Source organism: Ancylobacter oerskovii, assembly GCF_018390555.1.
Taxonomy (GTDB): domain Bacteria; phylum Pseudomonadota; class Alphaproteobacteria; order Rhizobiales; family Xanthobacteraceae; genus Ancylobacter; species Ancylobacter oerskovii.
Genome location: NZ_JAHBGB010000002.1, coordinates 282,024 through 294,433, shown reverse-complemented (window position 1 = coordinate 294,433; position 12,410 = coordinate 282,024). Strand labels below are relative to the sequence as shown.

Annotated in this window: 11 protein-coding genes; 7 read left to right on the top strand and 4 right to left on the bottom strand. The window is 70.1% G+C overall.

Annotation, left to right across the window (positions count from 1 at the left end):
- Positions 1 to 4: 4 nt before the first annotated feature.
- Entirely contained in the window at positions 5 to 814 is an 810-nt protein-coding gene (locus KHC19_RS01645) for a hypothetical protein (RefSeq protein ID WP_213350275.1), read from the bottom strand.
- Positions 808 to 2,214 carry a hypothetical protein gene (locus tag KHC19_RS26120; RefSeq protein ID WP_213350274.1) on the bottom strand — a complete coding sequence of 469 codons (1,407 nt, stop codon included), beginning with the start codon at positions 2,212 to 2,214 and terminating at the stop codon, positions 808 to 810. Before KHC19_RS26120 ends, KHC19_RS01645 begins: the two co-directional genes overlap by 7 nt.
- A gap of 272 nt (positions 2,215 to 2,486) precedes the next feature.
- Here KHC19_RS26120 and KHC19_RS01635 point away from each other — a divergent pair, with 272 nt between their 5' ends.
- The 3 genes from KHC19_RS01635 (at position 2,487) to KHC19_RS01625 (ending at position 5,592) form a co-directional block, all read left to right on the top strand.
- Positions 2,487 to 3,476, top strand: a complete 990-nt coding sequence (locus KHC19_RS01635; protein ID WP_213350273.1) for an aldo/keto reductase — start codon at positions 2,487 to 2,489, stop codon at positions 3,474 to 3,476.
- A gap of 46 nt (positions 3,477 to 3,522) precedes the next feature.
- The gene (locus KHC19_RS01630) at positions 3,523 to 4,263 is read left to right on the top strand and encodes an SDR family oxidoreductase (protein WP_213350272.1); all 741 of its coding nucleotides are present in this window, start codon (positions 3,523 to 3,525) and stop codon (positions 4,261 to 4,263) included.
- Positions 4,264 to 4,359: 96 nt separating this feature from the next.
- A complete protein-coding gene (locus KHC19_RS01625) occupies positions 4,360 to 5,592 on the top strand; it encodes a (R)-mandelonitrile lyase (protein ID WP_213350271.1) in 1,233 nt (410 codons plus the stop codon).
- A gap of 11 nt (positions 5,593 to 5,603) precedes the next feature.
- Here the strand turns inward: KHC19_RS01625 and KHC19_RS01620 are convergent, their stop codons facing one another.
- Together KHC19_RS01620 and KHC19_RS01615 are read right to left on the bottom strand one after the other, a co-directional pair.
- Positions 5,604 to 6,851: a flavin monoamine oxidase family protein gene (locus tag KHC19_RS01620; RefSeq protein ID WP_213350270.1), complete on the bottom strand. Its 1,248-nt coding sequence runs from the start codon at positions 6,849 to 6,851 to the stop codon at positions 5,604 to 5,606.
- A 116-nt stretch (positions 6,852 to 6,967) separates the two neighbouring features.
- Positions 6,968 to 8,032, bottom strand: a complete 1,065-nt coding sequence (locus tag KHC19_RS01615; protein ID WP_213350269.1) for an NAD(P)-dependent alcohol dehydrogenase — start codon at positions 8,030 to 8,032, stop codon at positions 6,968 to 6,970.
- 145 nt (positions 8,033 to 8,177) lie between these two features.
- Here KHC19_RS01615 and KHC19_RS01610 point away from each other — a divergent pair, with 145 nt between their 5' ends.
- The 4 genes from KHC19_RS01610 to KHC19_RS01595 all read left to right on the top strand — a co-directional run bounded on the left by KHC19_RS01610 (position 8,178) and on the right by KHC19_RS01595 (position 12,403).
- Complete coding sequence (locus KHC19_RS01610; RefSeq protein WP_213350268.1) at positions 8,178 to 9,071, top strand: LysR family transcriptional regulator; 894 nt, start codon at positions 8,178 to 8,180, stop codon at positions 9,069 to 9,071.
- A gap of 240 nt (positions 9,072 to 9,311) precedes the next feature.
- Positions 9,312 to 9,692, top strand: a complete 381-nt coding sequence (locus KHC19_RS01605; RefSeq protein WP_246548086.1) for a c-type cytochrome — start codon at positions 9,312 to 9,314, stop codon at positions 9,690 to 9,692.
- Positions 9,693 to 9,722: 30 nt separating this feature from the next.
- Complete coding sequence (locus KHC19_RS01600; protein WP_213350267.1) at positions 9,723 to 10,190, top strand: (2Fe-2S)-binding protein; 468 nt, start codon at positions 9,723 to 9,725, stop codon at positions 10,188 to 10,190.
- Positions 10,191 to 10,201: 11 nt separating this feature from the next.
- Positions 10,202 to 12,403 carry a xanthine dehydrogenase family protein molybdopterin-binding subunit gene (locus KHC19_RS01595; protein WP_246548084.1) on the top strand — a complete coding sequence of 734 codons (2,202 nt, stop codon included), beginning with the start codon at positions 10,202 to 10,204 and terminating at the stop codon, positions 12,401 to 12,403.
- Positions 12,404 to 12,410 lie beyond the last annotated feature (7 nt).

Here is a 12,410-nt window from a genome sequence, read left to right as displayed (position 1 = left end):
GGCGTCAGTTCAGCAAGGTGCCGGCGCGACGCAGCGGACCCATGTCGAACGGCGCCGGTTGGCCGGGAGCCGCGCGCGGCGCCGGTGCGGCGGGCGGCTGCGTGTGGCCGGCGGCGATTTTCGCCGGGGCGGGCACGGGCGCGGCGGGGCGGGCGAGGGGAGCGGCCTCGGGCCCGGCTTCCGATTTGCTGGCATCGACGGAGATCGTCGCCAGCCGCCAATTGTCGGCGGTGGCCGCGAAGCCGAGGTCGAAGCCGATGCGCAGCGGTGCGGTGGGGAAGTAACCCTTGAGCCGCAGCAGGCCGTTGCCGTCGATGGCGGGCGGCTGCGACAGCTTGGCGTCGAGCAGCAGGATGGCGGCGAAATCCAGCGCGTTGTCGCGCCAGGGGCGGAACTGGTCGGCCAGCTGGGCGGCGTTGTAATTCTCGCGGAAGGCCGGGGCGCCGAGATCGCGCAGCACCGAGTAGTTGCCGGTGACATTGGCCTGGTTGACCGCCGCCAGCGTGCTGCGCAGCAAGGCGAGCAGCACCGGTGCCGGCGGCACCTGCACAGCCGGATCCGGCCGTGCCGAGACCTGCGGCGGGGAGGCCTGCGGCGTAGAGACCTGCGGCGCCGAGATCTGCGGGGCCGGTGCCGGCCGCACCTCGTCCTGCACGGCACCCGGGAGCGGGGGCATCGCCATGGCGGGGGCGGCGGCCCGCGGGGCGGGCGCCGGGGTGGCGAAGCCGGCGGGCTGGCTGGTCTGGGCCGGCCAGCCGAGCACCAGGCCGGCGCCGGCCGCGAGGGCGAGCAGGGCGACGCGGAGGATCACCATGCCATCACCAGCCCGGCCTTGCCGCCGATGGTGCCCTCCTGCAGGCCGAAGCCGACGCCGCCGGTGAGGAACAGCGTGTCGTCCATCAGCCGGGCAATGCCGGAGAAGGCCATGGCGTTCTGGCCGCCGAAGGTGCCCCATTGGGCGCTGAGCGCGACGTCCTTGCCGGCGGGCAGGTTCGGCGTGTCCATGGCGAGGGCCATGGCGACGCCTTCCTGCACGCGATCGATCTCCTGATAGACGCTGTCAAGGTTGAAGAGATCGTTCAGCGAGGCGGAGGCGAGATTGCCCGAGGCGTCGGTGGTCACCACCTGCACCGCGCCGGACTGGGCGGCGCGGCTCGCCGCCGAGGTGAGGCCCGGCATCGTATAGGTGCTGGCATCGGTGCCGACCGCGACCTGGTTGGCGCGGGTGGTCGTCGCGCCGCTGCCGATGGCGGTCGAGCCGGCATAGGAGGCATTGGCGCCGGTGCCGATGGCGGTGGCGTTGGCGGCCGAGGAATTGGCCCCCTGGCCCACGGCGGTCGAGCCCTCGAAGGCGGCGATGGACCCTTGCCCGAGCGCCGTCGAGCCCACCCCGTTGGCGGTGGCGTTCCAGCCGAGGGCGGTGGAGCTTGCCGCATTGGCGGCGGCGATGGTGCCGACGGCGGTGGCGCCTTCGGCATTGGCGGTGGCGTTCTGGCCGAGGGCGGTGGAGGACGCGCCATTGGCGATCGCTTCCTGCCCGAGCGCCGTGGAGCCGACGCCATTGGCATTGGCACCCTGGCCGATGGCGGTGGCTTGCGCCGCACCGGCGCTCGCCCCCTGGCCCAGCGCGGTGGTGTCCGCCGCATTGGCCTGGGCGCCATAGCCGAAGGCGGAGGCGTTGGTACCCTGCGCGGCGGCGCCGGAGCCGACCGCGGTGGTGTAGTCGAGATTGGCGTTGGCGCCCTGGCCGATGGCCGTGGCGTTCAGCCCGTTGGCGCTCGCCGCCTGGCCGATGGCGGTGGCCGCCACCGCATTGGCAGCGGCGTCGGTGCCGATGGCGGTGGTCTGGTCGGCATTGGCGGCGGCGTTGCGGCCTATTGCCGTGGAGGAGGCCCCGTTGGCGGCGCTGTTCTGGCCGACCGCGGTGGAGGATACGCCGTTCGCCACCGCCAGCTGGCCGAAGGCGCTGGCATTGCTGGCGAAGGCCTTGCTGCCCTGGCCGATGGCGGTGGTGCCGTCCTGCGTGGCTTCGGCGCTCTCGCCGATGGCGGTCGAATCGGTGCCGGTGGCCGAGCCGGCGCAGCTCAGCGCCGTGGCGGTGAGATCGCAGGTGATGTCGGCCGCCTGCGCCGGCACGGCAAGGAGAAGCGCAAGCACGGCGAAGGACGCGGATCGCGTCCATCCGCGCGGCCACTCCGGTGCTGTCCTCTGCATGACCGTCTCGCCCACCCCGCCGAGCCTTCTCGATTGAGGCCGATTCCGGCGCCAGCATCGGCTCGGCATGGTTAATGTTCGGTAAATTCCGGCTTGGTGTGGCCGGATGATACCTCCGCGATGACGCGGGCATCATGATCCGGGCGAGGCCATTCATGAACCCTCGATATGACGACATGCCGGTTCTGCCGTCTAATCGATAGACGCCGCCGCGCCTATCTTTCCGCCCGACGCAGCGCAGCGGCTCTTCGCCGCCATTCGGGAGCCGGATCATGCGGAAACGTACACTTGGCAAGAGCGACCTCGAGGTCTCGTCGATCGGCTTCGGCTGCATGGGGCTCGATTTCGGCTACGGGGCGGCCCTCGATCGCCGCGAGAGCGTCCGGCTCATCCGCGAGGCGGTCGAGCTCGGCGTCACCTTCTTCGATACCGCCGAGGTCTATGGCCCGTTCACCAATGAAGAGGTGGTCGGCGAGGCGCTGGCGCCGCTGCGCGACGAGGTGGTCATCGCCACCAAGTTCGGCTTCAACATCGTCGACGGCCGGCAGAGCGGGCTGAACAGCCGGCCCGAGCATATTCGCGAGGTGGTCGACGCCTCGCTGAAGCGGCTCGGCCTCGAGGTCATCGACCTGCTCTACCAGCACCGGGTGGATCCCGAGGTGCCGATCGAGGAGGTCGCCGGAACGGTCAAGGACCTCATCGCCGCCGGCAAGGTGAAGCATTTCGGCCTGTCGGAGCCGGGAGCGCAGACGGTGCGGCGCGCGCATGCGGTGCAGCCCGTCACCGCCCTGCAGAACGAGTATTCGCTGTGGACCCGCGGCCCCGAGGGCAACGGCATCCTCGAGGCCTGCGAGGAGCTCGGCATCGGCCTCGTGGCCTACAGCCCGCTCGGCAAGGGCTTCCTGACCGGGGCCATGTCCAAGGACACGCAGTTCGCCGACGACGACTTCCGCCGGATCCTGCCGCGCTTCGCCCCGGCGGCCATGGAGAAGAACCAGGCGCTGGTCGACCTGCTCAAGGCGATCGCCGCCGAGAAGCAGGCCACCCCGGCGCAGGTGGCGCTCGCCTGGCTGCTGGCCCGCAAGCCCTGGATCGTGCCGATTCCCGGCACCACCAAGCTGCACCGCCTGCAGGAGAACGTCGCGGCGGCGGATCTCGTGCTCAGCGCCGGCGATCTCGCCGGCATCGAGCAGGCGGCCGATGCGATCGTCATCGAGGGCGAGCGCTACCCCGCGCATCTGATGGCGACCACCGGCCGCTGAGCGACCGGCGATCTTCGGCACGCCCGGCACTCGAAGGATGAGGAACATGACGGACAACATCGACGGCAAGGTCGTGGTCATCACCGGCGCCAGCAGCGGCCTCGGCGAGGCGACCGCGCGCCATCTCGCCGCGCGTGGCGCGCGGGTGGTGCTGGGCGCCCGGCGTCTCGACCGATTGCAGGCGCTGGCGCAGGAACTGGGGCTGGGCCCGCAGGCGGTGGTCCAGACGGATGTCGCCGACGCCGGCCAGGTGCAGCGCCTCATCGACCAGGCGGTGGCCGCTCACGGCCGCCTTGACGTGCTCGTCAACAATGCCGGGCTCATGCCGCATTCGCCGCTGGAACGCGGAAAGATCGCCGACTGGGACCGGATGATCGACGTCAATCTCAAGGGCGTGCTGTACGGCATCGCCGCCGCCCTGCCGCCTATGAAGGCGCAGAAGAGCGGCCACATCATCAACGTCTCCTCGGTCGCCGGGCACAAGGTGCGTTCCGGCGGCGCGGTCTATGCCGCGACCAAGGCGGCGGTGCGCATGCTGTCGGAAGGGCTGCGCCAGGAGGTGAAGCCGTACAACATCCGTACCACCATCATCTCGCCCGGCGCGGTCGAATCCGAGCTGCCGCAGAGCATCACCGAGGCCGACGTCGCCGCCGGCATCCGCGATTTCTACGAGGCCGTCGCCATTCCGGCGGAAAGCTTCGCGCGCGTGGTGGCGTTCGCCATCGGCCAGCCGGAGGAGGTCGACGTCAACGAGATCCTGTTCCGGCCGACCGCCCAGGAATTCTGACCCCGCCGGCCCGGCCGGACCGTTCCGGTTCGGCCGCGGGCCGAGGTCCGGCCGGCGGCGTTCCGGCGCTTCCAACAGACAGAAGGAGAGGCTCGCATGAAGAACATCGCCGCCACCGTGGCGATCTCCGCGCTCGCCGCGACCGCCGCCGATGCCGAGGAGCGCCGCAATCCGCGGGTCGCTCCTCCCGCCGTCTATGAGGTGGCGCCGGGGCTCGGTCATTTCACCGACGACGTGCTGTTCGGCGAGGTATGGCCCGGCGCGACGCTGGCCCCGCGCGACCGCAGCCTGGTTACCGTGGCGACGCTGGTCTCGACCGGAAAGGTCGCGCAGATCGGCAGCCATGCGCGCCGCGCGCTCGACAACGGCGTGACGCCGGCGGAGCTCGGCGAGCTCATCACCCAGCTCGCCTTCTATTCGGGCTGGCCGAACGCGATCTCCGCCGTGGGCGAGGTCAAGAAGGTGTTCGACGAGCGGAAGATCGGCCCGGTCGCCGACAGCGACGCGGCACGTCTCGAGCTCGAGGCCGCCGCCGAGGCGGCCCGGACGGCCACGGTGGAGGCGGGGGTGGCGCCTACGGCGCCCGAACTGGCGGAACTCACCAATCGCGTGCTGTTCGGCGATCTGTGGCGGCGGCCCGATCTGGCGCCCCGCGACCGCAGCCTCGTCACCATGGCAGCGCTGATCGCCATCGGCCAGCCGGAGCAGCTTCCCTTCCATGCCAATCGCGCCATGGACAACGGGCTGAGCCGCGCCGAGGTCGCCGGTGTGGCGGCGCATATCGCCTTCTATGCCGGCTGGCCGCGGGCCATGTCGGCGGTGCCGGTGCTGCAGCGCGTCTTCGCGAGCCGCGAGGCCCAGGCGCCGACCGAGGCGCCGGCCAGTGCCGCGCCGGCGGAGCTGCGCATCGTGCGGGCCGCGCCGGCCGGCGAGGGGACGCCCGGTCCCGCCGCCTATTTCACCGGGGAGGTGCGGGTTTCCGGCAATTATCGTGGCGACGAGCCGGCACGGATCGGCGGTGCCACCGTCGCCTTCTCGCCCGGCGCGCGCACCGCCTGGCACACGCATCCGCTCGGCCAGACGCTGTTCATCGTCTCCGGCCGGGGCTGGGTGCAGAAGGAGGGCGGCCCCGTCATGGAGGTGCGTCCCGGCGACGTGGTGTGGATCCCGCCGCATGTCCGCCATTGGCACGGCGCGACCGCCGACGAGGCGATGACGCATTTCGCCATTGCCGAGGCACTCGACGGCAGCGTCGTGACCTGGATGGAGAAGGTTTCCGACGAGGCCTATCTCGCCGGCCCGCGCCCGGCGGACCGCACTCCGGGCTGAGGCGTGCGGCGCTAGGAACGGCTCTTTCGCCCGAGCAGGGCGAGAGCCTGTTCCGCGGCGCGCAAGCCGCTTTCATAGGCGCCGTGCGCGGTCGAGAAATCGGTCGCGTGCGTTGCTTCGCCGGCAAATAGAAGGCGGTCCTCGAAAGGGCGCGCGAGCCGGCCGCGCGCGGCGACCTGCCCCGGCAGGGCGTGGCTGTAGGCGCCGCCGATGGAAGGGGTGCCCGACCAGTCCGAGGCGATCAGCGGCCGAAGATGGCGCCGCGCATCGGCGCCGAACAGCCGCACGATCTCCCCGATGGCGCGCTCGAACGCGGCATCCGCGCCGGCTGCCGCGACCGCCTCGGCCCCTTCGCCGCCGAAGAAGCCTTCGATCACCGGCCAGCCGAAGGGGCGGATGTAATAGGCGCCGGTCGTCGCGTCGTGCGGGTCGCCGATCACATGGCTCTCGGGCGCGAAAGGCCCGTCGCCGACGATCTCCAGGAACAGCTTCTCGTCGCGCCCGAGCGGCAGGCCGGCGGCGGCCTCGCGCCACGGATCGAGGGCCGGCGGCAGCCGGATGGCCTCGCCCGCGAGGACATTCGTCGAGACGGTGAGGATCGCCAGGCGGGACCGGATCGTGCCGGCCGGGGTCGTGAGCTTCACGCCGGAGCCTTCCAGCGTGATCGCCTCGACCGGGGTGGCGAGACGCAGTTCGGTTCCCGTGGGAAGGCTTCCGGCGATCAGCGTGCCGTACCCTTCCCGCACCCGCCAGTTGGTGCCGGTCGAGGCATCGTCATAGGCGGTGTAGTCGGTGGCGGAAATGCGCTCCAGCCGGTCGCCGCTGACATAGCCGCTCATGGCCTGCAGATAGGCGTTCCAGCGCCCGCCGGGGACGAGCGCGTCGGCGGCGCAGTCGCTGGCGGGGCGAAGGGCGGCAAGCCGGGCGTTCCAGTCGGCGAGGGCGTGGTCGGCCTCTTCCTGCTCCGCGGCGGAAAAGCCGAGATCGCCATATTGGCCGCCCCATGCCGGCGGGCGACGGTCCACCGTGAAGCCGGTTTCCCCGGCGAGGCGGGTCCAAGGGTTGCGGTCGCCGGAATGCAGCCACTCGCAGCCGAGGTCGAGCGGAACACCCGCCGCCTGCCGGGTCCAGGAGCGCCCGCCGAGGCGCGGTAGCGCCTCGATCATCAACAGGGAAAGGCCCGACCCCGCCAGGCGGCGGGCGGCGCCGATGCCGGCCGCGCCGGCTCCGACGATGACGATGTCGGGTGCGCGGGTCATGATATCCATCCTCGAAGGCGGCCGACGGCGGGCTGATCATGGGCCCGCCGCCCGCGCCGTATAGCGCATCCGCGCGAGGCCGCCTTCAAGGAAGGTGCCGTCGCGGTGGGCTCCGGCTATGCCGCGGTGCCCTGCGGGGCCGGCAGGCTCGCCATGTCGATGACGAAGCGGTAGCGGACATCGGCCCGTTCGAGCCGCTCGAAGGCCTGGTTGATCTCGTCGATGCGGATCATCTCGACATCGGGCAGCACCCCCGTCTTCGCGCAGAAATTCAGCATTTCCTGCGTCTCCGCGATGCCGCCGATCGGCGAGCCGGCAATGCGCCGGCGGCCGAGCAGCAGCGGCAAGGTGGATGGCTCGTCGAGCGGGCCGAGCTGGCCGACGATCACCAGTGTGCCGTCCACGTCCAGAAGCGGCAGGTAGGGATTGATGTCGTGCCGCACCGGAACGGTATCGATGATCACGTCGAAGCTGTCGGCCGCCTTCGCCATCGCCTCCGGGTCGCTCGAGACCAGCAGCCGGTCTGCGCCCAGCGCCCGCGCGTCGGCCTCCTTTTCCGGGGTGCGACTCATCACCGTGACGTCGGCGCCCATGGCCGCGGCCAGCTTCACCGCCATGTGGCCGAGACCGCCGAGGCCGATCACCCCGACGCGGCTGCCGGGTCCGACGCCCCATGTGCGCAGCGGCGAATAGGTGGTGATGCCCGCGCAGAGCAGCGGGGCGGCTTTGGAGAGGTCGAGCCCGTCCGGCACGCGCAGCGTGAAGGCCTCGCTGACCACGAGGTGCTTGGAATAGCCGCCAAAGGTCGGCTCGCAGGTGAAGCGATCCCTGCCGTTATAGGTCTGGACATTGCCCTTGCGGCACAGCTGCTCCAGCCCCTTGCGGCACTGGTCGCAGTCCCGGCAGCTGTCGACCATGCAGCCGACCGCGACATGGTCGCCGATCGCGTAGCGCTGGACGGCCTCGCCGACGGCGATCACGCGCCCGACGATCTCGTGCCCGGGCACGATGGGATATTGGCTGAAGCCCCAGTCGTTGCGGGCCTGATGCAGGTCGCTGTGGCAGACCCCGCAATAGAGCACCTCCATGGCGACATCATCGGCGCGCAGGGGGCGTCGCTCGAAATCGAAGCGGGCGAGCGCGTCCCGGGGGGACTGGGCGGCGTAACCGGTGGTCTTCATAGCTGGGACTCCCTGGCAAGGCGTGCGACGGCGCGCGGCGTCCCGAGACGACGGCGGGCGCGGCAGCGGAGCCGATAACCTAGTCGTGAGCCATTCTTGGAAATAGAGGCCATAGACTGCATGGAGCTATATCCGGAGTTCATGAATGCGTCGCGAGGATCTCGCCGATCTCAATGCGTTTCTGGCGGTTGCCGAGGAAAGCAGCTTCACCCGCGCCGCCGCCAGGCTGGGCACCTCCCAATCCTCGCTCAGCCATACCGTCAGGCGGCTGGAAACCCAGCTCGGCGTGCGCCTCCTGATGCGCACCACCCGCAGCGTCGCGCCGACGGCGGCGGGCGAGCGCCTGCTCGGCACCCTGCGCCCGGCGCTCGAGAGCATCAGCGCCGAAATCGCCTCGCTGAGCGAATTGCGCGAGAAGCCGGCCGGGAGCATCCGCATCACCGCCGCCGAGCATGCGGTGGAGACCATTCTCTGGCCGGCGCTCGAGAAATTCCTGCCGAATTATCCCGACATCCATGTCGAGCTGGGCGTGGATTCCAGCTTCACCGATATCGTCGCCGAGCGTTTCGATGCCGGCGTCCGCCTCGGCGAAGCGCTGGCCAAGGACATGGTGGCGGTGCGCATCGGCCCGGAATTGCGGATGGCGGTGGTGGGCTCGCCCGCCTATTTCGAGACCCATCCCCTACCCCTCACGCCCAACGATCTCGCCGATCATCGCTGCATCAACCTGCGCATGCTGAGCTCCGGCGGGCTCTATGCCTGGGAACTGGAGAAGGACGGCCGGGAACTGCGGGTGCGGGTGGAAGGCCAGCTGGCCTTCAACGGGATCCGCATGGTCACACTGGCGGCCCTGGCGGGCTTCGGTCTCGGCTTCGTGATGGAAGACCGGGTGACCGAACATATAGCGGAGGGCCGGCTGATCCGCGTGCTGGAGGACTGGTGCCCGCCATTTCCCGGCTACCACCTCTATTATCCCAGCCGGCGGCAACCTTCCGCGGCGTTTTCGGTGCTTGTCGATGCGCTGAGATACAGGGGGTGAGGCGGGGGCGCGTCGTCATGCCCCGGTGCCTTACGCTGGGTCATTCATGAACGGCCGTCATAGGCGTATGCGCTCCTGAGGGTCTAATGGCCGGCCATGGCCTGAGCTAACCTAACGTCGATCGATTCCAAGGTGACCATCCGGTCCGTCACGAGCCGGCAACGGCGAGGTGCGGCCTCGATGGTCCTGGGCGGGCGACCCTCTCGGGTCGCGGAGCGGTATGTGGGCAGCGAGATGAGCATGATGCGGATCGTCGGCTTCTGGAGCCTGGTTTTCCTGTTTTCCGGGGCGGCCGGGTTGGCTTCCGCCCAGGATGCCGCCGTCGGCGAGCGGCTGTACCGGCAGCGTTGCTCTTCCTGTCATTCCATCGAGGCGGGACAGAACCGCATCGGCCCCTCGCTGGCCGGCATTGTCGGGCGCAAGGCGGGCAGCGTCGAGGGCGCGCGCTATTCGCAGAAGATGCGGGAGCTCGACGTGACCTGGGACGCGGCGCAGCTCGAAACCTTCATTGCCAATCCGCGCGCGATGGTGCCGGGCACCACGATGACGGTGTCCATCGCCAACGCCGCCGACCGCGCGAACATCGCCGCCTATCTGCAAGGGCTGGCGATCGCGAACTAGCCCACCTTCACCTCAAGCCGGGAGCGAGAGATGGCGAAGCTCAACGTCAACGGAAAAGTGGTCGAGGTCGATGTCGAGGACGACACGCCTCTTCTGTGGGTCCTGCGCGAGCATGTCGGGCTGACCGGCACCAAATATGGCTGCGGCGTCGCCCAGTGCGGCGCCTGCACCGTACATCTGGACGGGGTGGCGACGCGCTCCTGCGCGCTGCCGGTCAGTGCGGTGACCGAAGAGAACAGGATCGTCACCATAGAGGGGCTCGGCGCGGAGACGCCCCACCCGGTGCAGCAGGCCTGGGCCGAGCTCGACGTCGCCCAGTGCGGCTACTGCCAGGTCGGCATGATCATGGCGGCCTCCTCGCTGCTGACGCAGAACCCCAATCCCAGCGACGACGATATCCGGGCCGAGATCACCAATATCTGCCGCTGCGGGACCTATCCGCGGGTGCTGGCGGGGGTGAAGCTCGCCGCCGAGATCATGTCCACGAGCCGCGGCTGAGGGAGGCGTCGATGACCACGCACGAACGGACTTCCGCGATGCGCGCCGCCGGCCGCCTCTCCCGTCGCGGCTTCCTCGCCGGCGCGGGTGCCGCCGCCGGCGCCTTCAGCTTCGGCTTCTCCTTTCCGCTCCCGGTGCGGGCGGCGACACAGGCGGCCGCGCCGGAGGTGAATGCCTGGGTGGTGATCCAGCCGGACGAGACGGTGATCATCCGCATCGCCCGCGCCGAGATGGGGCAGGGCTCGCTGACCGGCCTCGCCCAGCTCGTCGCCGAAGAACTCGACTGCGACTGGGACAAGGTGCGGTTCGAACTCGTCAAGCCGAGCGAGAACCGGCGCCGCGAGCGGGTCTGGCGGGACATGTCGACCGGCGGTTCGCGCGCCATACGCGGCTCGCAGGAATATGTCCGCACGGGCGGCGCCACCGCGCGGGCCATGCTGGTGCAGGCCGCGGCGCAAGGCTGGGGCGTGCCGGCGGCGCAATGCACCGTGGCGAAGGGCGTCGTCACCCACCAGGCAAGCGGGCGCTCGACCACCTATGGCGCGGTCGCGGCAGCGGCGAACGGCATCGCGCCCCCGACCGCCGTCACGCTGAAGGACCCGAAGGACTGGACCATCGCCGGCCAGCCGGTGAAGCGGCTCGACACGCTCGACAAGCTCAACGGCTCGCTGGTCTATGGCATGGACATTTCCATGCCGGGCATGCTGGTCGCCATTCCCAAGGCCTGCCCGGTGCATGGCGGCAAGCTGAAGAGCTTCGACGCGGCGGCGGTGGCGAAGATGCGCGGCGTGAAGCATATGCTGCGCGTCGACGACGAGACGGTGGCGGTGGTCGCCGATACCTTCTGGCGCGCCAAGACCGCGCTCGATGCGCTACCCGTCGAATGGGACAACGGGCCGAATGCCAATGTCTCCAGCGAGACCATCACCGAGATGCTGCGGGAGGGCCTGACCGCCGACACCCAGTTCGTCGGCAACCGCGTCGGCGACGCCAAGGCGGTGCTGGCCGGCGCCGGCCGGGTGATCGAGGCGGATTACGGCTTTCCCTACCAGAATCACGCGCCGATGGAGGTCATCAACGCCACGGTGCGCTGGACGCCCGAGCGCTGCGAGATGTGGGCCCCGACGCAGGTGGCCGAGGCGGCGCTCGACGCGCTGGCGAGTGCCGCCGGCCTGCCGGTCGAGGCGTGCGAGGTGCATGTCACGCGCATCGGCGGCAGCTTCGGGCGTCGGCTCACCACCGAATACGTGACCATGGCGACCCGCATCGCGAAGGAGATCCCCGGCACGCCGGTGAAGATGATGTGGACCCGCGAGGAGGACATGGTGCAGGGGCGCTTCCACCCCGTCACCCAATGCCGCCTGCGCGGCGTGCTGGATGCGGATGGCAATGTGGAAGCGTTGCACATGCGCATTTCCGGCCAATCGATCATGGCCTATATGCGCCCCTCGATCATGACCGCCAATGGCGACCCGGTCACCTTCCAGGGATTGCTGCCCGGCGGGGCGGAGATGGCGATCGGCTACACCATCCCGAACCTGCTCATCGACCATGCGATGCGCAACCCGCATATCCGGCCCGGCGCCTGGCGCGGCGTCAATCTTAACCAGAACGCCGTCTATCTCGAATGCTTCATCGACGAGATGGCGCAGGCGGCCAATACCGATCCGCTGGTGTTCCGCCGCAAGCTGATGGCGAACCATCCCAAGCACCTCGCCGTGCTGGAGGCCGCCGCGAAGGGCATCGGCTGGGAGACGACCAAGCCGGCGGACGGCGTGCATCGCGGCCTCGCCCAGGTCATGGGCTTCGGCAGCTATGTGGCGGCGGCGGCGGAGGTGTCGGTGACGGGTGGCCGGCTCAAGATCCACCGCATCGTGGCGGCGACCGATCCCGGCTATGTCGTCAATCCGCAGCAGGTGGAGGCGCAGATCGCCGGCTCCTTCGTCTACGGGCTCTCCGCCATGCTCTATGGCGAGTGCACGGTGAAGGACGGGCGCATCGTCGAGGAGAATTTCGACACCTACAACGTCATGCGGCTGGACGAGATGCCGGAGGTCGAGGTGATCACCGTGCCGTCGGGCGGTTTCTGGGGCGGCGTCGGCGAGCCGACCATCGCGGTCGCGGCGCCGGCGGTGCTCAACGCGGTGTTCGCCGCCACCGGCAAGCGCGTGCGTCAGCTGCCGCTGAAGAACATCGACCTCGGCACCAGCTGAGACGGTC